This window comes from Paenilisteria newyorkensis, assembly GCF_000766145.1.
Taxonomy (GTDB): Bacteria; Bacillota; Bacilli; order Lactobacillales; family Listeriaceae; genus Listeria_A; species Listeria_A newyorkensis.
Map to the genome: position 1 here is coordinate 114733 of NZ_JNFB01000024.1, position 25644 is coordinate 140376.

General features: G+C 43.9%; 14 protein-coding genes. 13 read left to right on the forward strand and 1 reads right to left on the reverse strand.

Annotated elements, in window-relative coordinates:
* Nucleotides 1-21 precede the first annotated feature (21 nt).
* The 12 genes from EP58_RS17695 (at nucleotide 22) to EP58_RS09925 (ending at nucleotide 17875) form a co-directional block, all read left to right on the forward strand.
* Nucleotides 22-705, forward strand: a complete 684-nt coding sequence (locus tag EP58_RS17695; protein WP_052171425.1) for a hypothetical protein — start codon at nucleotides 22-24, stop codon at nucleotides 703-705.
* Nucleotides 705-6656 carry a DNRLRE domain-containing protein gene (locus tag EP58_RS09870; protein WP_474200027.1) on the forward strand — a complete coding sequence of 1984 codons (5952 nt, stop codon included), beginning with the start codon at nucleotides 705-707 and terminating at the stop codon, nucleotides 6654-6656. Before EP58_RS17695 ends, EP58_RS09870 begins: the two co-directional genes overlap by 1 nt.
* A 2-nt stretch (nucleotides 6657-6658) precedes the next feature.
* Entirely contained in the window at nucleotides 6659-7528 is an 870-nt protein-coding gene (locus EP58_RS09875; protein ID WP_137657494.1) for a hypothetical protein, read from the forward strand.
* Between the two features lie 44 nt (nucleotides 7529-7572).
* On the forward strand, nucleotides 7573-8136 hold the full coding sequence (locus EP58_RS09880) for a hypothetical protein (protein ID WP_036093020.1): 564 nt from the start codon (nucleotides 7573-7575) through the stop codon (nucleotides 8134-8136).
* 908 nt (nucleotides 8137-9044) lie between these two features.
* Nucleotides 9045-9224 carry a hypothetical protein gene (locus tag EP58_RS09890; protein WP_036093023.1) on the forward strand — a complete coding sequence of 60 codons (180 nt, stop codon included), beginning with the start codon at nucleotides 9045-9047 and terminating at the stop codon, nucleotides 9222-9224.
* Between the two features lie 202 nt (nucleotides 9225-9426).
* Nucleotides 9427-9609: a hypothetical protein gene (locus EP58_RS09895; RefSeq protein ID WP_036093024.1), complete on the forward strand. Its 183-nt coding sequence runs from the start codon at nucleotides 9427-9429 to the stop codon at nucleotides 9607-9609.
* A 121-nt stretch (nucleotides 9610-9730) separates the two neighbouring features.
* Nucleotides 9731-9985, forward strand: coding sequence for a DUF1871 family protein (locus EP58_RS09900; protein ID WP_036093026.1), 255 nt, complete (start codon nucleotides 9731-9733; stop codon nucleotides 9983-9985).
* A gap of 123 nt (nucleotides 9986-10108) precedes the next feature.
* Nucleotides 10109-10978 carry an AraC family transcriptional regulator gene (locus EP58_RS09905; protein ID WP_036093027.1) on the forward strand — a complete coding sequence of 290 codons (870 nt, stop codon included), beginning with the start codon at nucleotides 10109-10111 and terminating at the stop codon, nucleotides 10976-10978.
* A gap of 211 nt (nucleotides 10979-11189) precedes the next feature.
* On the forward strand, nucleotides 11190-12974 hold the full coding sequence (locus EP58_RS09910) for an EndoS/ChiA family endoglycosidase (RefSeq protein WP_077917891.1): 1785 nt from the start codon (nucleotides 11190-11192) through the stop codon (nucleotides 12972-12974).
* Between the two features lie 574 nt (nucleotides 12975-13548).
* Complete coding sequence (abc-f, locus tag EP58_RS09915) at nucleotides 13549-15180, forward strand: ribosomal protection-like ABC-F family protein (RefSeq protein ID WP_036093028.1); 1632 nt, start codon at nucleotides 13549-13551, stop codon at nucleotides 15178-15180.
* Between the two features lie 275 nt (nucleotides 15181-15455).
* Nucleotides 15456-16922, forward strand: a complete 1467-nt coding sequence (guaB, locus tag EP58_RS09920) for an IMP dehydrogenase (protein WP_036081931.1) — start codon at nucleotides 15456-15458, stop codon at nucleotides 16920-16922.
* A 167-nt stretch (nucleotides 16923-17089) separates the two neighbouring features.
* Nucleotides 17090-17875, forward strand: coding sequence for a C39 family peptidase (locus EP58_RS09925; RefSeq protein WP_036093029.1), 786 nt, complete (start codon nucleotides 17090-17092; stop codon nucleotides 17873-17875).
* 91 nt (nucleotides 17876-17966) lie between these two features.
* On the opposite strand, the gene EP58_RS09930 is transcribed toward EP58_RS09925, so the two are convergent.
* The gene (locus EP58_RS09930) at nucleotides 17967-23486 is read right to left on the reverse strand and encodes a toxin Cry1Ac domain D-VI-related protein (protein WP_036093030.1); all 5520 of its coding nucleotides are present in this window, start codon (nucleotides 23484-23486) and stop codon (nucleotides 17967-17969) included.
* Between the two features lie 363 nt (nucleotides 23487-23849).
* Here EP58_RS09930 and recQ point away from each other — a divergent pair, with 363 nt between their 5' ends.
* On the forward strand, nucleotides 23850-25628 hold the full coding sequence (gene recQ, locus EP58_RS09940) for a DNA helicase RecQ (protein WP_036093032.1): 1779 nt from the start codon (nucleotides 23850-23852) through the stop codon (nucleotides 25626-25628).
* Nucleotides 25629-25644: the final 16 nt, after the last annotated feature.

The following is a 25644-nucleotide window of genomic DNA, read 5'->3' on the forward strand; positions in this document are numbered from 1 at the left end:
AAAAAGCGGAGGAGTTTTTACATGAAGATTTTGCTTAAAAAGGGATTGTTAGTGTGGTTGGTTTTTGCATTGGTTATTTCAACATTGCCAGCATTTGAGCCACGCGCGGAGGAAACAAAGGGAGATGTGGCACCAACACCGAAAACGACGGCGGAAGCGAAGCCGGTGGAATTGGTCGAGGAACGCACGGAGAATGAGATTGTGTATGATAATCAGAACGGTTCTTTCACGAAACAGATTTTTACGGAGCCGGTGAATGTGAAGGAAGATGGCGAGTGGGAGCGGGTTTCGAACGACTTGGTGACGACGGATGAGGACGTTATTGAGGCGGAACGGACGGAGATCCAAGCGCAATTCCTACCGAGGATGGAAAAAGGGAAATATAGTACTTTTGGAGAGGGAAACGAAGCGATTACGTTTGGTTTTGAATCTGCGGAAGGTGAGAAGGAAAAAACGGCTGTGACGGACGTGGAAGCGAGCGTCGACGGCAATGAAGCGCGATTTAAAGAGGTGTTACCGAACACGGATTTGCGGAATTTGCATTTTAACACGTCTGTGAAGGAAGACATCGTGGTTAGTGAATATAATGGATTTAATACGTATAATTTCCGATTGGACACGAAATTGAAAGTGGAACGGAGGACGGCTCGATCAGCTTTACGAATCGCAAGGGCGCGGTGGTTTTTGAATTGCCGAAGCCGGTGATGTCGGACTCGAAAATCGATGATAAATCGGGCATCGCGGTGAGTTCGGATGCGGTGGAATTCAAGCTGGAGGCGTTGACGAGTACGGTTTATTCGTTGCAAGTGGTGGCGGATGAGGACTGGTTGAAGGCAGAGGACCGGGTGTATCCGGTGTATATTGATCCGAGTGTGCAGTTGAAAAAGGTGACGGATGCGCATATTGCGAGTGCTTACCCGACGGCGAATTATTCGGGAAGCAAGTTGTGGGACGCGGGTCAAGGCGAGTATACGATGTCGGTTGGTCAGTATGATGGCACGACGGGGATTAATTACGCGTATATCAAGCCGGATGTGTCGTCGCTCGCGAAGGCTTCGATTGAATCGGCGACTTTTAAAGCGTATGCAAAATGGCATTACTATCCATCGACGCCGAACTTGGTGAAACTGGATGAGGTGAAGAGTGCTTGGACGCCGGGCGCGGTGACGTGGAATACGAAACCGACAGCGACGAACATTGCGGAGACGAATGTCGGACGCGGGCAGTGGGCCAGTTTTAACGTGAAAGATACAGTGCAGGCATGGGCGCAGGGCACGCGGGTGAACTACGGTTTCATGATGCACACGACGAACACGCAAGGTTTCTGGAAAAAGTTCACGGCGACGGAAACGGGTACGAATGTGCCGTATTTGGAAGTGACGTATACGTATGCGAAACCGGCGAAAGCGGTTGCGAAAACGTATTCGAATGGACCGGGTACTGGCACGGGGTACATGGACTTGACGTGGAATGCGGTGCCGGGCGCGACGGGATACCGACTATTGATTTGGAATGGTTACAATTATGAGCATATCCCAGTTGGGAATGTGACCACTTGGACATCGAAAGGGAAGAAAATATTCCCGACACAGGCGGAAATGGAGGAAGGTGACTTTGAGTTCCATACGGATGGAAAAGGTTCGGAGTTCGCGAATGATCCACGAGAGCTCTACGACAATGGCTATCAAGCAGGTAGTACCGCGGATTACCGGAATCGACAGAACTATATCGTACGTGTTTTAGCTACGTTCCCAGGTGGGGATAGCCCTACATCGGATATTACAGACGTGTACATGCCGATTGAGACGCCAGCAGCACCAACCGGGAAAGCGTACGCGAACTTGGCTGGCACGAATACTGGTTATGTGCAAGTGAACTGGGCGCCTGTCGCGAATGCGGAAGGGTATATCGTGACGCTGTTCGACGGGAAAAAGGATGTCGAATTTGATGTTGGAAATAAGACGAGTTGGACGACGCAGAATAAAGGGCTATGGCCGACAAATGCGGAGATTGCAGCTGGTGGTTGGGCGTTGCATACGGATGGAAAAGGCGCGGAATTAGCGCAAGATCCTTCGCCGGTGTATACGAATTCTGGCGGGACATTAGGTCATTTGAAAACCTACGCTTTCCGGGTGAAAGCTTACACAAAAACTGGAAAACAAGCGATCAGCGCCATTTCTGGAATTTATAAGCCGACGATTCCACTTGTTGGTTCACAGCAAGGCATGGTGGATTATTGGACATCGATTCCTGTTATTGGCGGCGAAGTCAACGCGACGAATGGAAATTTCTTGTTCAGCGAGACGGATTTCGAGCTGGAAGGACGCGGGCCGAGCATCAATATTAGCCGGACGTTTAACAGCCAGAATGACCAAGTCGGATTGTTCGGAAAAGGCTGGACGAGTACATTGGAAACACGCGTCGCAGAACAGTCGAACGGCGATGTGATGTTGTATGAGTCTGATAATAAAACGCAATTGTTTATGAAAACGGGCACGACGTATGAGGCGCCTGCTGGTGTGTATAGCGAACTGACGAAAACTGCGACGGGCTTTTTGATGGTGGAGCAGGATAAATCGGAAGTGGCGTTTAATGCGGCGGGACAACTTTTGACGGAGAAGGATCCGAATGGGAATGTGTTGACGTATACGTACGCGAGTGGGAAGTTGACGGGGATCACGGATGCGTCTGGTCGGAAGGTGAGCGTGACTTACAACGGTGCGCAGATTTCGAAAATCACCGGGCCGGAGAATCGCGATGTGACGTTTACGTATGATGCGGCGAAACAATTGACGGCATCGACGACTCCGCGCGGGAAGGCGTATCGTTATGGCTACACGGATGGCTTGTTGACGGCGATTTATGATCCGGAGCACACGGAAGCGACGCCGTACCAGACAACATATGCGTACACAGATAAGAAATTGGTGAAAGTGACCGATCCAGTTGGCAAAGCGACGACGCTGAGCTATGCGCCTGAGAAGCGTGAGGCGACGCTGGTGAACGCGAAAGGTAAGAAGACGGTTTATACCTACAATCAGGCGGGAAATCCCGAGAAAGTGGTTGTGGACGCGGATGGCTTGAAGTTGAGCACGACCACAAGCTTCGAAGCGAATAACCTGATTAAAGAAGTGAGTCCAAAAGGGCAAGAAGAGACGTATACGTATGACGCGGACGGGAATGTGACGTCGGTGACCGATCCTTATGGGACGGAGAATTATACGTATAATGAGAATAATGACGTGATTTCCGCAACAGACACGGAGAATCGCGAAACAACCACAGCTTACAGTGGTGCGGATGCGGTATCCGAGACAACCCAAACGGAAGCAAATATGTCTTCGGTGACGCAATACGATGCATACGGGAATCCAATAAGTGGAAGTGGCGATTTGTCCGTCGCTGGGAATTTACTACTGAACAGTGGTTTTGAAAGTGGCACCGCGCTCACGAATTGGAAAATGATTCAGAGCAATGCGACGGGCGGCTTGAGTTTTGATAGTGCCGAAAAAGCACCGGGAGCTCTAGGCGGAAGCGGCGCGGTTAAGATCACGAGTGAAGGTGCCAATACGGAAAAAGGCTACACCGCAGCGACGCAATATGTGGATGTCGAGCCAGAAACGACGTACACGCTGAGTGCCTATATCAAGACTGCAAATATGGCAAATGCGGACGCGATTCTGATTACACGCTCCCAAACAGCGGCCAGTAAAGACGTGACAGATGGTGCGGTATGGAATTCCAATCGAGCGGCTTCGATTCAAGGAAATAGGGGCTGGGTGAAGCGTCAACTGACTTTTACGACCACAAAAGAAACTAACAAAGTTTTGGTGTACTTGGATAGTGAGCAAACGGTTGGCAGCAAAGGAAAAGGCACCGTTTGGTATGACAATGTGCAACTGGAAAAAGGCAGTATTGCGTCAACCTACAATCCACTAGTAAATAACAGCGTCGAGAAGAGTACAGAGCTGACGGCGGATGGCTGGGTACGCGCAGGAAATAGCGCCTTAACCGCGATGCGTATTACAGATGAAGAAGGATTCAGTGGCGGTAGTTCGGTGCTTTATGAACGCAAAACGAGCGCAGAAGCCAATGCCTTTTTGAGACAAACCGTGGCATTGAACCAGACGACAGCCAAAGCCGTGACGATTACCGGCATGTCGAAATCGGAGAACGCCAAAGCAAGTGGTACCAGCAAGTTAAGCGATGATTACGCGTTATGGGCCGATGTACGGTACACCGACGGTACCAACGAATATGTCCGCGCGAAATTCCCACTCGGAACCAATGAATGGAACCGAAGTGCGGTGGTAGTGAAAGCGAAGAAACCGATTCAAACGGTGATGTTGTCCACAATGTTCCAAAACAGTGCGACAGGTAAAGCATGGTTTGACGATGTTCGTATTTTAGACGGCGAAGTGATGACAGAAAACACGTATGATGCGAGTGGCAATTACGTTGTGGCTTCCTATGACGAGGAAAATCGCAAAACGGGCTTCACGTATGATGTGTACGGCAACAAACTCACCGAAACCGATGAAAAAGGCAACACGAAGAAACTCGAGTATAACGTCGATAATCAATTGACGAAAACAACGCTGGCGAATGGGACAGCGGTTGCCTACAAGTATGACGACAACAGCAATACCACGGAGAAATTCGTAACGGCAGATGGGAAAGAACAACAAAATAGTTACGCGTACGATAGCGACAACAAAGTCACGCAATTTACAGATGCCTTAGGTCGTAAAATCAGCTACGAATACGACGCCAATGCGAACCAAACTAAAGTCACGAAACCAAACGGCGACACCATCGAAAGCATCTATGACTCGGCCGATCGTGCAACAGGCGTGAAATGGAACGGTCAAACCGCTTTCAGCTTCCAATTTGACCCGAATGGCAATGAAACAAAAGTGACCGATGCTCTATCTGGTATGGTACGCGATAAAGCATATGACGACGCCGATCGTATCACCAAACAAACCGAACGCGGAGGCAGTGTTTCCTGGACATATAAAGACAAACCAAGCAAAGACAATAAAGGAAAAACCGACAAAATCAATGAAGTCATCGTTTCTCATGGTGCGCATAATTATAAAGCAACGTATGATTACAATGCTTTGGACCAAAATACCAAATTTAACGATGGTTCTCGTAACTATTATCTCGATTACGATGAATTTGGAAACGTCAGCCAATATATCAATGGGAACGGTGTTGGAACGAACTTCAACTATGATGCGACGCAAAAAGTAAGCGAAATTCAAATCGGAAACAAGCTGGGCGATAGTCTTTTTGAAGAAAGTTACACCTATGATGCAGCAAGTAACCGAACCACGATTGACAATAAGAAAGCGGGTAAAACCAGTTACGAATATGACGCGATCAACCAGCTGACCAAAGAAACACTACCAGATGGTACCGTCAAAGCCTACACCTACGATGGTTTTGGCAATCGCACAAAAGTGACAGATTCAGGCAAGACAAAAGCTATCGATGCAAGTTATAATGATGGTAACCAACTAACCATGTGGAATGGCGACAAACTAACTTACGATACAAATGGAAATCGTCTAAGTGATGGGAAATACACGTATACATGGGACACCGCAGACCAGCTAACAGCCATTACGAAAAAAGGCGAAACAGCACCATTCGCCACGTATAAATACGATGACGATAACCGTCGTATTGAAAAAACAGTCAATGGACAAACAACCAAGTATTACTACGATGGCGATAGTATTGATGTGCTGTATGAAACAGACGGTGCAGGAACGGTGCAACGCCAATATGTCTATTCTGATAGTAACGTTCGCATGGCAATGAAAGTTGGTACAAAAACAGTCTTCTATCACTACAACGCGCATGGCGATGTGGTTGCCCTGACGAATGAAGCAGGCGACTTGGTGGCAGAATACAGCTACGATGCTTGGGGTAACGTACTAAAAGCTACCGAGACGACCAATGAAGCCAAACAAAACCCATTCGGCTATGCTGGCTATACGTATGACAAAGAGATAGGTATGTACTACTTGATGGCTCGTTACTACGAACCAGAACAAGGTATCTTTATCAGTGTGGATCCAGATCCAGGTGATGAAGATGACCCATTAACGATGAACAGTTACAACTATGCCAATAATAACCCAGTCATGCATATCGATCCTGATGGTCATTGGGTCTGGCTTGCGATTAATGCTGGATTTGCGGCCTATGATGGTTATAAAGCATACAAAAAAACAAAGAGTTGGAAGAAGGCTGGAATAGCAGCTGCAAAAGGTGCTATTGGTGGTGGGAAATTTAAATTAGCTAAAAAAGCTTTTAGAGGGGCTAAAAAATTGTACCGCTTTGCCAAGCCTAAAAACTATACACCAAAAGGGGCAGGGAGAAGAGGTGCTTTCAGAGCAGCTAAAAGAAAATTCGGGATACCGATGTCACAACACCCAACTAGTGTTAAACCTGCTAAAAATAGGCAAGGTAAAGGGATACCAGGACGCGACTATACATTTGGAAAAGGTAAGCGTAAAAGGGTTATTAGAGATCACTCTGGCGGACATAGATATAAGGATGACCCCTCACAAAATAGAGGACCTCATTTTAACGGTAAAGGTGGTCGCCATTATGATTATTTCGGAAGGTTGGCATGGTAATTATGAGTAAAATATGGACTGAGTTTAAGAAAAGTGAATTCAATTCTAATTTGAAATATTTGGCTATAAATGGTATTGAAATGGAACTAGTTCACCATAACTACCAAGAGTACTGTGTAGAGACATTAGATAACGTTCTACCTGAACCATCTGACCTAAACTATTTTGCATTGATAGTCGAAGAAGTAGAATTTCCAACGCGCATAGATCAGTACAAGAAAGTATGGGGGAAGAACAACGGTATCATTAGGAGTAGTGAGTGTAGCTTATCTCAAGAATATGTAGAGGAGGCAGATGGGGTAACTTTCTTTTATGGAATCATTGAAATTAAGAAAAATGTAGCTAAAAATATAATGGAAATAATTAAAGAGAATCCAGATGCTGTCATCTTTGGTGAAATAAGCAAGTTAGAAGATTTAGATGTACCGAATATATTTCAAAAGGAGATAATAAAATCCAATAGTGATGATATTTTAAAAAAACGTGACTATCCAGTGTATTTTCAAATGATTGATTCTGGTTTTGAAATATGTCTATATATCTTCATTGCGCCCCTTTTCTCATCAAAAATAGAAGGAAATGCTAAGATTGATACAGAAAGGTTAAAAATAGAAGTGAACGAAATTGAAAATAAAAATTGGGAAATCGATGAAAGAGAAATTTTTATCTACAGTATTAACGATGACAGATTTGGAGTAGTTGGCGATGGGATAGAAGTTCCAGATTTCTTTTGGTTGATAGGCTACATTGAAGGGAACTCAATTTGGGTAGATCTCTCCAGCAAGAATCATTGTGTATACGAAAAAGTAGATGGGATAGTGGTTTTACTATTTGATGAGATAATGTGTTTTGTCGAGGCTTGTAAAGCTTAAGTAGACAGCGATAAAAGAGATAATATAATCAAGGAGGAACAAAAATGTCCACAAAATTCATATACGAACGTTTACTAAAATGCCAACAAGAACAAAAACTCGTAGCCATCTACACGGCTCGCGAGGCAGATTATTTCGAGGCGGGCTACATTGAAGCACTCACTGCAAGCGACGTCATGTTCCGTGCAAGGCGAGCGGATGGCTATGAGGAAGGATTTGTCGTGCTACCACTGGAAATGGTGTATCGCATCGAAATCGACACGGCTTTTCTGAAAACCGCAGAATTACTCGCGAAGCAGCTAGGCCAACCGAGAAGTCCGGCGTTCTTTGATAAAGTACCAAACAAAAAGCATTCGCTATTCGAAATTGCGGTGGATCATGTGTATCAAAATGAGGAAATCGCGGGTATCGAAATCCTGGGAGACGAGGCTCAAGTCGCAGGGATTATCGCGGAAAATGACTATGAAGGCTTGGAAGTCAGTCTGGTCACTGATGAAGGACGTCCGGATGGCACTTGCTGGATCAAAAAAGAAGACATTGTTGCGGTTCGATTTGGCGGTAGCGTTGAGCAAGATATGATGCGGAAACTGCGGAAGCAAGCGAGGTAAGATGGGAACGGGCTCTTCTCGAGTTTTGAGAAGGGCTTGTTTTATAACTAATATTATTTTGAGAAGAAAGAGGGATTACTGTATGCATATTTTTATCTACTCCGTTGCTATACTAGTATGCTTAGGCATGTGTTTCAAAGTAGAGTCTGATAAAAAATTAGTTAAGTTCGATAAACTTTTTGTCTATATTTCTCGATACTAGGTGGCGGATATTTTTCCAGGCTTCTTTTTATCGAGCTGTTTTGAAAGGAGTAAGATATGTGGTTCATTTATTCAGTATTAATATTAGTTTGCTTAATAATCTGTTACATAGTTGCTAGATCGTCAATGAATGTTGCTGCTAAGAGGAGTTTCATGATGTTATGCGTACTGCTAGTTTTTGTGTTCAAAGTATTGGTGGTATGAAATTGGGTTGCTAGCTGTGGAAGGGCTGTATGTAAGGTAATTGTTGAAGTTGGTTAATTTATGAAGAAGTAACATACATACAGGTAGGTGGTGGTATCTTTTGGATTCGTTGTTTAATATAGCTATACATTTATTATTACTTATCACGATCCCCTTTTTAGGAGTTATTAAGAAATTTAAATGGGGTGCTCTTGATAGAGGAGTTTCGTATATCATGTTGGGTGTATGGCTACTAATCGTTGGTCTAGGTTTCTATGTAACAATATAATGTCGAGGCAGGTGGGAAATGGAGTTTTCAAATATATATCGTTTTGTTTATTTTGCGGTGTTTTTACTTCTGTTTTTGGTCACTGTGGTACTTTATTTTGCAATGAAAGCCTACGGACATACTAAGTGGCTAACCCTTAGCTCGATTTGTGTATTTTTGTTGATTGTTGGGGCTTATGCCAAGTATGTGGTGGATACTTTTATTTATTATGAGTGACGCAAAGGAGTCATGAAGCATGTGGGTTTTTATTTTATATCTGATTGGTGGGATTATTAGTTCTGTTGTCGGGATTATTGTACTTGATAGCAAAACTTCCATTATTAAAAAAATGATAGGCGTGGTGTTTTTTCTAGGTCTAGGGTCTGTGCTATTAAAAAATGCATGGGAGAGTGGTCAGACGGTGTTTGGTGGCTGAAGGTGGCTGTGCGCCAAAGGAGTGTTGAATCATGATTGAGCGTATAAACGATTTTTTCTACGTATTAATTGTAATTGCATGCCTCATGTTAGTGAATTTTAAAAACGAGAAATGGAAAAGTTTTTGGGGCGTATTATTCACGTTTTGGTTGCTGATTACTGTGAGTGTAGTCATATTTTTGTAGATGAAGGGAGGGGCAAAATTGTATCAAGAAGCGGGTGTGATGGCGTTAATAGTCAATTTTGTAATAGTAGTTGTTATGCTTGTTATTTATAAGACGAAAATTTATAAAACACGAAGGAAAATGGCGTCGTTGCTCGTTGTGTGCCTGTTTTTTATTGCAACTGTGGTATATGTGGTGCCTAAGATACTTGCTTGGGTTTGATTATGAGTAATGAATGGATTCCTTTGCCTAGAGAAAACAAGATAAGCGTGGATTTTATCATGTAATAGAGGATTTAGAAAGAATGAACTGTATTGAATTTAAGTTAAGGGAGAATCGTAATATGAGAAATAAAGTAAAGCATGTCATTGATGAATGGGATCCAATTGAAGTACTTCCATTTGCTCCATCAGATGAATATGATTCAGAAATAAATCAAATTGTTTACTTTTTAAATAGACGTGAGGTTACAGATTTTGAACTTGCCAATAAAATTGAAGAAGTTTTTATAGATGCATTTGACGATTCTATAATTCAATTTACCAAAGAAGAGTATATGGCTATTGCTAGAAAAATTTTAAGTGAGGGCACTGAATAATCATTTAAATTTGGCGGAGGTCTAATTTTAGCGATAATTTACACAAGCGTTACTACATGCAACGATAATGACGGGAACATTCTCTGTATTTTTGATAAAATCGCTTTAAAGGAGGTCGTTGGAATGGGTACAATCAAGCAAATGAATCTGGCTATGCAGTATATTGAAGCTCATTTGATGGACAAAATGGATTACAAAGAGCTCTCGAAAATCGCGTGTTGCTCGGAGTATCATTTTAGACGGGTCTTTTCATACCTTGCAGGAATGCCGCTTAGTGAGTATATTCGATTAAGAAAATTAGCCGTAGCAGCCATTTTAATAAAAGATAGTGATGAAAAAATTATCGACATTGCGATGCGTTTTGGCTATGAGTCGCCGGATGCTTTTACCCGAGCTTTTCAGTCGATGCATTATGTCACGCCTACGCAGGCTAAAAAAGAGAATACGCACGTAAAAGCTTTTCTGCCGATGACCTTCCAATTGAAGATTCAAGGGGGAAATGTAATGGATTATCGGATTGAAACAAAGGATGCATTTAAAATTGTCGGGATTAGCAAGCGCATTAAACTCGTGTATGAAGGTGTAAATCCGCAAATGGATTCTATGTGGGCCAGTTTCAAACCAGAAGACTTTGTGGAGTTGAAAAAACTATCGAATATTCAGCCATCAGGAATCATTTGTGCTTCAACGAACTTTGGTGAAGGCAGGCAAGAGGGCGCCGAGTTAGATCAATATATTGGTGTTGCTACAACGATGGCGGTTCCGGAAAAATGGGAAACTTTAGTGGTGGAACCTTCAACTTGGGTAGTGTTTACTGTGTGTGGAGAATTTCCTAAAGCATTGCAGGATGTTTGGGCAAGGATATACTCGGAATGGCTCCCTACGTCGGGTTATGAAGTTGTTCCTGGACCGGAAATCCTGTGGAATGAGAGTCCTGATACTAGCAAACCAAATTATAAAAGTGAGATTTGGATACCGGTTGTGAGGAAGTAGTTTTAAGGATCATGCTCTTCTCGATACTGGGGAGGGCATGTTGAATATTGTCTAGGTGAAAAACAATGATTTGTACACTAATACCTTTAATTTGTCTATATAATCCTACTTTATATATGCTAAAATCGTTATGAAAGCGCTTTTTTGAAATTTTAGTTTTATTTAGTATGCCTTGGGAGATTAGAAGACAAAACTGAAAAGGGGTTTTTTCATGAGTAAGAAGAGCTTGATTTTTTCGATTATTTTTGTGCTGTGTGTTAGCTTGATTCCGATGTTTTCGTTGCCATCTCGAACTGTGCAGGCCGAGGAGCAGGTCACGAACAAGAATTTCTTGGTTTATTATCGGGCTTGGCGGGACGTGGAGATGAAGGGGGTTAATACGAGCTTGCCGGATGAGAACTGGATTAGCATGAGCGATATTCCTTATGGGATTAATATTGTGAACGTTTTCAGTTATGTGCCGCCGGGTCAGGAGGCGCTTGCAAAACCGTTTTTTGATAAGCTAAAAACGGAATATGGGCCGGAGTTGCATGCGCGTGGGGTGAAGTTGATTCGCGGTTTTGACTATTCGAAATTGTTGGCGGTTCCGCATGTGGGGAGTTTTCCGACTGAAAAAGAATTTGACGATTATGCGAAAGCTTTGCTGGATGAGTTGATGATTCCGTGGGGCTTGGATGGGCTGGATATTGATATGGAAACGCATCCAAGTCCGGCTGACGTGAAAATTTCTGATGGTGTTATCAAGGCGTTGTCGAAATATATTGGTCCGAAAGCGAATAATGGGACGCTCTTTTTGTACGATACCAATGCTGAAACGATGGCTCCGTTCCAGAATGTGAGCGATAGTTTTGACATGTTGGCGTATCAGCAGTATGGCAGTGGCACGGACAGAACGGCCATGTCGTCGAATGCTTATGCGCCGTATATTGCGAAGGATAAATTCTTGCCGGGTCTTACTTTCCCGGAGGAGCAGGATCGGAATCGTTGGTATGACACGAAACTTCCGTATGGGGAATCGAATATGTACCAACTTGCGAAATATGTGCGGGAGAATAATTTATCGGGAATGTTCTTGTACGCCTTCGATCGCGATGGGAAAACGTATAATGAGCCTGATATAAGTAGCGTTTCACCGTCGAATCTGCTGTGGACGAAAACGGCGATTTTGGAGGTTAACGGTTATTCTGTAGAAAGCGCGAAAGAGTTGGCGAAGCATCATTTGCAGCGTATTCAGTACAGTAAAGGTATCGCCAGCGCCAAAGTTGCCGAGCTTGAGAATCGTATTAACAAGGCGAGCAATCTGTACGAGGTGAATGTCGCGATTCTAGGTGCGAATTTTGAAACGGCAATTAGTCCGAGTTATGATCCTATTTTGGAGAAATTACTGGCGAGTATTGACCTCACATCAGCGTTTGCGGCGATTGACGAAGCTGATTTGATCCTGTCTAAAGTGGCGAATAATACGGCGAATGTGGAGGCTTTGAAAGCGGCAAAAACCGAATTAACAAATCTGATCGGCGGGAAGAAATATACGGAAGCGGAGGTCAATGAAGCTGTTGCCAATCTCGTGAGCCGTATTGCAGCCGTTCCACAGCCAGTGACGGCGATTTACCAAGACACGAATGGTGAAAAACTTGCGGATAATGCGCAGCTTACCGGGAAATTCGGCGAGAGTTATGATTTCGCGCAAAAAGATATTCCGGATTATACGTTGCAAGAGGTGAACGGAAATACTAGCGGCACGTTTTCAGAAACGGCACAAGAGGTCGTTTACACTTACGCAAAAGTTGCGCCAGCGCCAGTACCAGCACCAACCGTGGATAATGGACAAGACGTGAAAGTGGTAGAAGCTGCGACTGCTTCGAAAAGTCCAGAAAAAGTTGGCGAACTCCCAGAAACGGGCGATGAGTCATCGAATAACTGGCTAATCCTCGTTGGTTTGCTAGCAATTTTGACGTCTGTGATGATGCTGTATAGGAAAAAAGGGAAGGCGTAATAAATAGGGTTTGACAATCTGCGCCAAACCTAGTATTCTAAAAGCATATTTTAGGAACGGAAAGAGGTGAGGAATCCATGAAATTCTCGATAGCACGTTTGAAGTTAGTAGCCAATTTATGTAGTATCATCCGTGCCGTTTTTTCCATTTTTTCAGTTACAGGACACAAGTCTGTCCAATTTGCGTAACTGAATATCGGAAAAATAAGAGAAGCATGGATTCCTGTACACAAAGCTGAAATGGCTCGTTTAGCTCCGAAAAAAACTGGAGCATCTGTAGTGAAAACCCGGTTTTGGTTTTTGCGAAAGATGTGAAGTTTTCGAGGAGTTAGCCATTGAATCTGGACTGATATAAAAACTCAGGACTAATCCCAAATTCGAAATGGAGTACTTCTTTGTTCGAATGCTGAATTTGACCGATGTGTCAGACTCTTAGGGATTTGCTTGAGTTTTTTGTTGTGCAATTTTAATGGGTGGTTGTTTCACGTGAAACATTGAAACTGCATATTGAGATTCTAACAAAGTCGAATCAGATTAAGATAGCCATGCTTCTCGGATGATGAGGAGTAGGAATTATGACAATAGTAGCTTTAAATAACGTAACAAAACGCTTTACTGGGGATTTGATTTTAGAAAAGATTAGTTTGCAGGTCGAGCAGGGGGAACGGATTGGGCTCATCGGGAGAAATGGTGAGGGGAAAAGTACGATTTTGAAGATTATTGCGCGGATGGAGATGCCTGACGAGGGGATTGTTTCGGTGCAGAAGGGTGCGACGGTAGGCTTGTTGGATCAGATGCCGAATGTGACGGGGACCATGGTTGTGCGTGATTTTCTGAGGACGGCGTTTGGGCATGTATTGGCTTTGCAGGCGGAACTGGAAGCGATGGAAAGCCGAATGGTGCACGATACGAGCGAGAAGTTGTTGCAAAATTATGGGGAGAAGCAGGCGCGTTTTATCGAGCTTGGTGGCTATAATTTGGATACGAATATGGATAAAATTTTGCATGGGCTGGGGATTCCTCACTTGGCAGATAAGGTTTGGAAACAGTTGAGTGGCGGGGAACGGACGAAGGTGTCGCTTGCCAAGATGTTGCTCGAGGAACCGGATTTGCTACTTCTGGATGAGCCGACGAACCATCTGGATTTGCGGGCGGTGGATTGGTTGACGCAGTTTTTGAGGGTATATCGGGGGACTGTGCTGGTTGTTTCGCATGATCGGTATTTCTTGGATGAGGTTGTGCACAAGATTGTGGAACTCGAAAATAAGGAATTGATCACGTATCACACGAATTTCTCGGGGTATTTGGTGGAGCGCGAGGAGAGGCTGCTCAAGGAATTCAAGGATTATAAGGACCAGCAGAAGAAAATCAAGAAGATGAAGCAGGCTATCAAACGCTTGCGGCAGTGGGCGATGGAGGCTAATCCGCCGAACGGTGCATTGTTCCGCAGAGCGAAAAGTATGGAAAAGGCGCTAAACCGGATCGAGGTCTTGAAGAAACCGGCTTTGGAGCAGAAGAATATGCGGCTTGAGTTCGAGGAGTCGAAGCGTAGTGGGGAAGATGTGGTGATTTTTGATCAGGTTGGTTTGGAGTTCGGGACGCGGATTTTGTTTGAGAGCCTGGATTGGCATGTGCGGCAGAAGGAGCGGATTGCGATTGTTGGCGAGAATGGTGCTGGAAAGTCGACGCTTTTGAAGCTGATTCTTGGTGAGTTGCAGCCTGATATTGGGACGGTGCATGTTGGGCCGAGCGTTGATATTGCTTATTTATCGCAGCACATGGATGTCGGTGATGAAAATCAGACGGTCATCGAAGCGTTTCGTGATAAGGTCGCGGTTGTTGAAGGTGACGCGCGACATATGTTAGCGACTTTCCTATTTTACGGCGAAATGGTGTTTCGAAAAGTGGCAAACTTAAGTGGTGGCGAGCGGATGCGGCTTAGTTTGGCGCAGTTTATGAATCAGCCGGTGAATACGCTACTTTTAGATGAGCCGACGAACCATTTGGATATCGCGTCACGGGAAGTGCTTGAGGAAGCGCTGCGGAATTTTGACGGGACGATAATCGCAATTTCGCATGACCGCTTTTTCATGGATCAGATTTTCAATCGGACGGTTTGGTTGGAACAGGGACAAATTTTTTCGTATGGTGGAAATTATTCGTATGCGGTGCAGAAGCGAAAAGCAATTGTTTCACGTGAAACATAGAGACTATATACCCATGTTGAAAGAACGTGAAAAACGGCTGTAACTCCTTTCATATCAAAATAGTTAGATGATGGTCTAAAAGTCAAACTAGTTCAGAAAAAACTGATAATTGCAAGCCTCTTGACATATGACGCTATTTCTTGTAGCATTTATCTAATTAGCAAAATCTATCGGCGGAAACGAAGCGGAGTTGCGAGCGATTTTTTCTACTATAAAGAATGGCTTGTAATTTTGGAGCGGTGACGTCAACCAAATTTGAAGGAGTGTTGCGACCCATGTGGGAGACTAAGTTTGCAAAAGAAGGTCTTACTTTTGATGATGTATTATTGGTACCGGCGAAATCGGATGTACTGCCGAATGAAGTGGATTTGAAAGTCGAAATGACGCCGACACTTAAGCTCAATGTACCGGTTTTTAGTGCGGGTATGGATACGATTACGGAGGCCAAAATGGCGATTGCGATTGCGCGTCAGGGCGGCATCGGGGTTATTCATAAGAACATGACAGCCGACGAGCAAGCTGGGGAAATTGAGAAGGTGAAACGTTCGGAGAGTGGTGTTATTATTGACCCATTCTACTTGACGCCAGATCATAAAGTATTTGACGCGGAGCATTTGATGGCGAAATATCGTATTTCGGGTGTACCGATTGTTAATAATGAAGAAGATCGCATTCTTGTTGGGATTTTGACCAACCGGGATCTGCGTTTCATTACAGACTATTCGATCGTGATTTCTGATGTGATGACGAAGGAAAACCTAGTTACAGCACCAGTTGGCACGACGTTGAAGCAAGCTGAGAACATCCTACAGAAGCACCGTATTGAGAAATTGCCACTCGTGGATGATAATGGTGTTTTGAAAGGTCTTATTACGATAAAAGATATTGAAAAAGTGATTGAGTTCCCGAATTCGGCGAAGGATTCTCATGGTCGTTTGCTCGTTGCAGCAGCAGTTGGCGTGACGCATGATACGCTGAGCCGTGCGGAGAAACTTGTCAAAGCTGGTGCGGATGCAATCATTATTGATACGGCACACGGTCACTCGCAAGGCGTTTTGAATAAAATTGCTGAGATTCGTGCAGCGTTCCCAGACGTGAATATTGTTGCGGGAAATGTGGCTACGGCCGAAGCAACGCGTGAACTTTTTGATGTTGGGGTGGATATCGTGAAAGTGGGTATCGGACCTGGTTCGATTTGTACGACGCGTGTGGTTGCAGGTGTTGGTGTGCCTCAGATTACGGCGATTTATGATTGTGCAACAGTTGCGCGTGAATATGGCAAAACGATCATTGCGGATGGCGGGATTAAGTATTCTGGCGATATCGTGAAGGCTCTGGCGTCTGGTGGACATGCGGTTATGATTGGCAGTATGTTTGCTGGAACCGACGAAAGCCCAGGCGAAACAGAAATTTTCCAAGGTCGTCGTTTTAAAACGTATCGTGGCATGGGTAGTCTTGCTGCGATGGAGAAGGGCTCTAAGGACCGTTATTTCCAAGCGGATGCGAAGAAGCTAGTTCCAGAGGGTATTGAAGGTCGCGTGCCTTACAAGGGCTCTCTTGCGGACGTGCTGTTCCAACTGATTGGCGGTATTCGTTCTGGTATGGGTTATTGCGGTTCGGCCGATTTGCGCCACTTACGTGAAGAGTCGCAATTCATTCGGATGACTGGTGCGGGCTTGCGCGAGTCGCATCCACACGATATCCAAATTACAAAAGAAGCGCCAAACTACAGTATTTCCTAAACAAAAATAAAGCGTACTAGGCTTGAAGAGACTCTTAAATCTCATCAAATCTAGTACGCTTTTTTGTTTACGTTGTGCGTGCGGTGGTATATAGAACTAGCGCAACGTGAGAGACTAGCAGGGGAATGTTGGTCTTTTTTTGTGGAAATGATTAGGGGGATTGTAAAGTGGGGAATTATCGAAAGTGGCTTGTGGGAATGGTTTTGGTTATTTTGTTGAGTATTGTTAGTGTATCGGCGGTTTCGGCTGCCACGATTTACTATACGACGGCGAATTTGACGGTGCGTGCTGGGGCTGGAACGAATTATAAGGCGGTCGGTTGGCTATCAAAAGGCGCTAAGGTAAGTAGTTTAGCGAAAACTGGGAAATGGCACCATATTATTTTTAAAGGGAAAAAGGCGTATGTGTCGGGGAATTATTTGACGACGCGGGTTGTGAAGCCTGCTGTGCCGCCAAAACCGGTTGCGAAAGTGTTGCTGAATGTGCCGTTGATTGCGCAGCGACCGCAGTTACCAACGGGTTGTGAGATTGTCGCGGTGACGATGATGTTGAAATACAAGGGCGCGAATGTGGAGAAGACGAGGTTGGCGCGCGAGATGCCGAAACATGCGAGTAATCCGAATTTGGGTTATGTCGGGAATCCATTTAATCGCTCGGGATACACGATTTATCCGCCTGCTTTGATGAAATTAACGAAGAAATATGCGGGCTCGGCTGTGAATATGACCGGCGCTGCAAATGTGACGTTGGAAAAGAAGTTGAAATCGGGACGGCCGGTCGTTGCTTGGACGCGGATGCATGGTTTTAGTGTGCACGCTGTGACGCTGACGGGTTACGACGGCAGTTATTATTACTATAATGATCCTTGGACGGTGAAAAAGAATGTCCGCATTTCGAAGGCTTCGTTTAATAGTACGTGGAATGCTTTGAAAAAACGCGCGATTAGTTATTAGACGAAAAATAGCACGCAACCTGTTTTTAGGGTTGCGTGCTATTTTGCTGAAATTTGTATGATGTTTTTTGTAGTTGTTATTTATAGTGCAATTATCTTGGTTGAACAGCTACACGTGCGACTTCGACATAGCTTGAATTCACTGCTACGATTTCGACTAAGTCTGTGGCACTTGTAATACGTGAGAGCCCCGTCAAGGTGAAGGTTCCATTGCTCATTGACGCTGCTTTAATTGTATCACCGTTTACAGAAAGGCGGACGGATTTGACATCTGCGCCGTATGTTCCTGTAATTGTTGCATCACCAAATGTGTAAGCATTCGGAGTTAAAGCATAATCATAGACAGTATCATCAGCTTTGACAGTCATTGTTTTACTGTTTACTTGTTGGTACTGTGCGTTGACTGCGATGATTTTCACCACATCGCTTGTTTTCTTGATGTAGTTATTAGCGCCTGCAATCGTGTAAGTGCCTGCTGTCATTGCTGCTTGTTTGACATTTTCACCATTGACATTGAGGCGAACAAACGCAACATTCGTTCCCATTGTTCCATTAATCGCCGTGTCTTTGTCCAAAGTGAAATCCTCTGGTGCTGTCAGGCTATTGTCTAGTGTGTCAAAACCTGTCTTCGTCACGGTTTTGCGGTTTAATTCTTGGTATTGTGCATCGACAGCGACTACTTCAACAAGGTCGGTACTATTTTTGATGAAGCTAGCAGCGTTTGTGAAGGTAAAGTTTCTGCCGCTTGTTTCGGCTTGGCGAACAGGTTTACCATTGACCCATAGGCGAACGTAGGCGATATCCTTGCCGTATGTGCCTGTGAGTGTTGCGCTATCCTTCGCATACGAGTTAGGTGTTAAGCTTGTGTCTAAGATAGAGCTCCCTGTAGTTGTAACAGTCTTACGTGCGACTTCGACATAGGCGCCATTAACAGCTACAACTTCGACTTGATCGGTGGACAATTTGACAAGGCTTGGTACGTTAGCAAAGCTATATGTGCCGTCTGCGTTGAGTGTCGCTTGGTCTTTGACTCTACCGTTGACCCATAAGCGAACTTTGGATATATTCTTGCCGTATGTTCCTGTTAGTTCGTCGCTCCCTATTGCGTAAGTGTTCGCTGTTAGGCTATAGTCTATAACGTTTGGGAGTCTCGTGCTGGCGCTCGATGTTTTACCATTGGATGCTTTGGTTACCGTTGCGGTAATCGTAGAACCACCTGCTTGTTTGGTAATGTTGAACAAATAAGTGCCATCGCTAGCTACACGACCAGTTGCGATGGTTGTGCTGCCGTTTTTGATGACGATATTTCCGTTAGCTTCACCTGTTCCAGATACGCTCGTGGAATCAGCAGTTAGTGCGCTAATCGTTGTTTGCGCAATGGTATCATCTACAATAGTTGTACTAGCGCTCGATGTTTTACTGTTCGATGCTTTTGTTACCGTTGCGATAATCGTAGAACCACCTGCTTGTTTAGCGATGTTGAAGGAATAAGTGCCATCACTTGCTACACGACCAGATGCGATGGTTGTGCTACCATTTTTGATGACAACAGCTCCGTTAGCTTCGCCGGTTCCAGAGACACTTGTAGAATCTACAGTTAGTGCGCTGATTGTTGTTTGCGCAATGGTATCATCTACAATAGTTGTACTAGCGCTCGAAATTTTACCGTTCGATGCTTTCGTTACCGTTGCAGTAATTGTAGAACCGCCTGCTTGTTTTGGAATGAAGAACAGGTAAGAGCCGTCGCTAGCTACACGGCCAGATGCGATGGTTGTGCTACCATTTTTGATGATGATAGCTGCATTTGGCTCACCTTCTCCAGAGACAGTCACGCTATCAATAGTTAGTGCTTCGATAGTTGTTGCTGTGATTTGATTGAACAATTGATCTGCTGTACGAATGTCTGCTAGTAAATCAGCTTTTTCTGGGATGTTACGTGACAAGGCATCAACTTTTGCGCTTGCAGCATCAATCATAGCTTGTGTTGTTGTATCTTTTAAAATAGTGTTCGTTGGGGCATTAGCAAACAAAGCATTAACGCTTGCAGTTGCAACTTCTAAACTATCATCTGCAATCGTAGTACTAGCGCTTGATGTTTTGCCATTTGATGCTTTTGTTACCGTTGCAGTAATCGTAGAGCCACCTGCTTGTTTGGCAATGTTGAACAAATAAGTGCCATCGCTAGCTACACGACCAGATGCGATGGTTGTGCTACCATTTTTGATGACGATGGCTGCATTTGCTTCGCCGGTTCCAGAGACGCTTGTAGAATCAACTGTAACGTCATTAATGGTTGTTTGATCGATGTGGTTGAACAATGTGTTAGCTTTCGCCACGTCGGCTTGTAGTGCTGTTTTAGCTGTACTTGCTGGTAAAGCGTTAACTAATGCACTTGCAGCATCAATCATGGCTTGTGTAGTACTGTCTTTTAAAGTTGTATTCGTTGGTGCGTTGCTGAACAGGTTATTAACGGCAGTTGTTGCAGCTGTTACAGCAACTTTAGCAGCTAACTCGGCTTTGGCTTTGTCCACTTGGCCTTGTAGTTCTGCTTTTTTCGTTGTATCTGTTACTAGGTTAACTTTTGCTTGTGCCGCATCGATGGCCGCTTGGTTGGTTGCGTCTTTGATGTGGTTAGCGGTGTTGTTATCGATGAATAAAGCGTTCACAGCGGTTTTTGCTGCTGCTTCGGCGTTGCGTTGATTAAGTTCGTTTTGAGCTTTTGTAACGCTTGTTTGTAATTCCGCTTTTTTCGTTGTATCTGTTACTAGGTTAACTTTGGCTTGTGCTGCATCGATGGCCGCTTGGTCTGTTGTTGTCTTAATATGGTTAGCAGTGTTGTTATCGATGAATAAAGCGTCCACAGCGGTTTTTGCTGCTGCTTCGGCGTTGCGTTGATTAAGTTCGTTTTGAGCTTTTGTAACGCTTGTTTGTAATTCCGCTTTTTTCGTGGTATTTGTCACAAGATTAACTTTTGCTTGTGCTGCATCGATGGCCGCTTGGTCTGTTGTTGTCTTAATATGGTTAGCAGTGTTGTTATCGATGAATAAAGCGTCCACAGCGGTTTTTGCTGCTACTTCGGCGTTGCGTTGATTAAGTTCATTTTGAGCTTTGGTTACGTTGCCTTGCATTGCTGTTTTGTCTGCGCTTGCTGGTAGAGCATTGACTTGTGCACTTGCAGCGTCAATCATCGCTTGTGTAGTTGTATCTTTGATGTTTTTCGCTGGGTCATTATCGATGAACAAGGCATTGACCGCTGCTTTTGCGTTATTAAATAATGATATGGTTAGTTTCCCAACTTGATATTGTTTACCATCTATTTCTACTGAAGCTGTCAGGACATCGCCCTCTTTGAATGCATAACCCGCACTAACAATCCGATCCACGCCATCTGTATAGTTTTGAGAATATGTTGAGACTCCATTTTTATACCAAGAAGATATATATTCGCCATTGACAAACATATTATATTGATACGCTGATTTTTTGCTTTCATCAAGTTTTGCAAACCATACTGTTGCATTAGCGTTTGTGCTCAGGCCATGGAAGTTGGTTTTTGCATTTAAAATATTTTGTGCTAAGGTAATTTCTTTGTTGATATCTGCTTTCTTCGTTGTATCTGTTACTTTATCTGCTAAAGCTTGTGCTGCATTAATATCTGCTTGTGTAGTTGTATCTTTGATGTTTTTTGTTGGGTCGTTATCGATGAATAAAGCATTGGCGCTCGCTGTTGCAGCTGCTTGGTTAGCTGCTTCGGTATTGCGTGCATTAAGTTCATTTTGTGCTTTATCTACGCTTGTTTGTAATTCTGCTTTCTTTGTTGTATCTGTTACCAGGTTGACTTTTGCTTGCGCTGCATCGATAGCTGCTTGGTTAGTGGTGTCTTTGATGTGGTTAGCAGGGTTATTACTGATGAAAAGCTCATTGACACTTATAGTCGCTGCCCCAGCATTAAGTTCATTTTGTGCTTTATCTACGCTTACTTGTAATTCAGCTTTTTGTGTTGCTTCGGTTACAAGGTTAACTTTTGCTTGTGCTGCATCAATAGCTGCTTGGTTAGTAGTGTCTTTGATATGATTTGCAGTGTTGTTCGAAATAAAGAGTTCGTTAACTGCTGTTTTAGCTTCGCTCACTATCTGGGTATATGCGGTAGGGTAAAAAGTTCCTGTTGCTAGAGATGCAGAATCAGCAGTAAATGTTTGCATGAAAAATCGATTCGATAATGAGACTGCTGAAGTACCTGACACAGTTAAAAGACCATTTTTATCCATGATTGTAGTGTAATATCCAACAGTGTCTATTCCGTTATCAATATAAGCATAAGATCGATTGAAAGATGTGGTAGCACTATCTTCAATCATGAAATAGTGGAAGTTTGCTGCCTTCTGTTTATTTAGAATTAACACAGGCTTGTTATCATGAGATAGATAGAAAGTAACAATAGATGCTTTTACTTCTTCGCGTTTATTTAGTATGTTTTGTGCTTTTGCCACATCTGCTTGTAATGCTGTTTTGTCGGCACTTGCTGGCAGAGCGTTGACTTGTGCGCTTGTTGCATCAACCACGGCTTGTGTTGTTGTGTCTTTTAAACTAGTATGCATTACATCTGAGAATAGGTTGTTGACAGCAGCTTTGGCAAGTGCCAAAGCATCATTTGGAACAGTTGTTTCAGCACTGGATGTTTGTTTCGTTGATGCTTTCGTTGCAGTTGCTGTAATAGTAGAATTACCAGCTTGTTTAGCGATGGTAAGGGAGTAGTTCCCGTTACTATCTACTGTACCAGTTGCAATGCTGGTATTGCCATTTCTGATGCCAATTGCTGCATTTGGTTCCCCTTTTCCTGTGACAGTTGTGGAATTTACTGTTAATGGGTCTACCGTTGTTTGAACGATAGTGTCTTCTGTCATAGTTGTGAAATTAAGAGGTGCTGTTAGTAATCTGTTTGTATTTACACTATCTGTATTAGGTTTCGTTTGATATATGGCAATTGTAGTATGGTCTGCTACTGCACCTGGAATAGTAGTGGAGAAATAACCATTAGCATCTGTCGTAGTAGGTTCCATATAATATCCACCATTCCCATAATTACCTCTATCCATGGTCTGACCCTCTATCCGCTGGTTAGGATAGTTTTTGAACCGACCACTCACTATTTTGTTATTTCCAGTTGTCAAAAGATTAATGTATCCATCTTTATATGTGGTTGCGTTAGTTTGAACAGAGCGGGCTGCGAGGATTTCATTTCTGTCATTTCGAAGTGTAAAGCCAAAGCTTTCTGCTAGAAGATAAGTTTTATCTGATAAATCAATTGAATAGTTATTGTTAGCATCGACTGTTGCTGTGAGAGTATCTTTCACTTGGGAAGATGAGCCACTTGGGAAAGAGACCTCTATAGTAATCTGCTTACCGGCTGCATTTGGAATGTGTCCAGTTAGTTTTTTATCTCCCACGAAAGGCACGTTTATTAACTCTTGTCCTTGTGTCGCTTTCAATGTTGTTGCTAATTTGTTCTCTGCTGCGTGTGTTTGTACTGGTGGTAATGCCGTAATTACTGTGCTTGCTAGTACGTTTGTTGCTACTAGTGCAATGGCTATTTTCTTCATATTTTTTTTCATTTTTTGTTTCTCCTTTTTTTGTTCGTATTTTTATGCTCGGACTATAACTACCCTCCTCATAATATTTTAATGTAGGGGTGAAAATGATTATTTTTCGGCTACAAATAAGAGCTTATCATGGGAAAAGGTTATAAAAAATACAGGATTTCTTCTTTTCTGAATGAAATTGTGGCGGAATTATGTTGTTTTAATGAGAAAATGGAGATGTTTTTATCTGTATTATGTAGAAAGCTCCATTTTCGGTGGGGAAGTATCCTTGAAAAAACGGATTTCGCGAAAGCCCTTCTTTTGTTTGGTGAAAAACGGTATACTGGATAGATAGAAAAGTTTTGAACGGGAGATAAAGGTAGGTGCTAGGTCAAAATGATAGAACAATATTGGAGTAGGTCGCAGCAGGTTTTGCAGGAGAGCTTTGGTTATTCGTCGTTTCGTGATGGGCAAGAGGATGTATTGCGGAACTTGTATGCGCGCAAGGATACGCTGGCGATTATGCCAACTGGGGGCGGGAAATCGCTTTGTTACCAGATTCCAGCGCTAGTTTTGGACGGCTTGACGATTGTTGTTTCGCCGCTGATTTCGTTGATGAAGGATCAGGTGGATGCGCTGAATGAGCAGGGGATTCCGGCGACGTTTGTGAATAGTTCATTGACTGGAAATGAGATTGATAACCGATTGTGGGATGCGGAAAATGGGGCGGTAAAACTGCTTTATATCGCGCCTGAGCGTTTGGAGACGGCGAGCTTTCAGCGGTTGGTGGACACGACGGATATTGCGCTTTTTGCGATTGATGAGGCGCATTGTATTTCGCATTGGGGACATGATTTTCGGCCGAGTTATTTGACGCTGTGTGATACGCTGAATCGGATTCATCCGCGACCGCTAATTATTGCGCTGACGGCGACGGCTACGCCAACGGTTTCGGATGACATCATGAAGCTACTGGACATTGGCCCGGATAGCATTGTTCAGACGGGATTTGCACGGGAGAACTTGGCTTTTCAGGTTGTGAAGGGGCAGGATCGTGATAAGTATTTGCTGGACTATGTGAAAACGAACGGTGAGCAGTCGGGAATCGTGTATGCGGCGACGCGTAAAGAGGTGGAGCGGCTGTACGAGATGCTGAGTAAGAAGGGTATTCCGACGGGGAAATATCATGGTGGCATGTCGGACAAGGAGCGTAACGGTTGGCAGGAGAAGTTTCTGTACGATGATGTGCGCGTGATGGTGGCGACGAATGCGTTTGGTATGGGAATTAACAAGTCGAATGTGCGTTACGTGATTCATTATAATTTGCCGCGAAATGTGGAGGCATATTATCAGGAAGCGGGACGTGCTGGGCGTGACGGCGTTGCGAGTGATTGTATTTTGCTGTTTGGTCCGCAAGACACGCATATTCAGCATTTTTTGATTGATCAGTCGGAAATGGACGAGGAACGCAAGCAAAATGAGTATTCAAAACTGCGTCAAATGGCGGGTTACGGCTACACGGAGATTTGTTTGCAGAAATATATTGTGCAGTATTTTGGCGAGGAAGGCGAGAACTGCGGACGTTGCGGGAATTGCCTAGATACGCGAGAGGCGCAGGACATCACGATTGAGGCACAGCAAGTCTTTTCATGTATAAAAAGAATGCAAGAACGGTTCGGAAAAGTGATGGTTGCCAAAGTGTTGACGGGCTCGAAGGATCAGAAAATCCAGCAGTGGCGTTTGGAGGAGTTATCGACGCATGGCTTGATGAAGGACCGCTCGCAAAAAGATGTGCTGCAATTGATTGATTATTTGGCGGCGGAGAAGTATTTAGCGTATACGGATAGCCAATTTCCATCATTGAAACTGACGAACGAGGCGGTTAACGTGCTACTCGGTAAAGAGAAAGTGACGCGGAAAACGGCGCGTAAAGTTACGAAAGTATCGATTGATGTGGACGAAGGATTGTTCGGGGAATTGCGAGAAGTACGCCGGGAACTGGCATCGAAACACAAAGTCCCACCGTATATTATTTTCTCTGACGAAACGCTACGGCAAATGTGTGAATACTTGCCGAAAGACGAAGAGGCATTTTTGGAAATCAAAGGTGTTGGTATGAACAAGCTTGAGAAATATGGCGCGGAATTTTTGGAAGTTTTGCAGAAACAAGCGTGAAAAAACAGCCGTATTT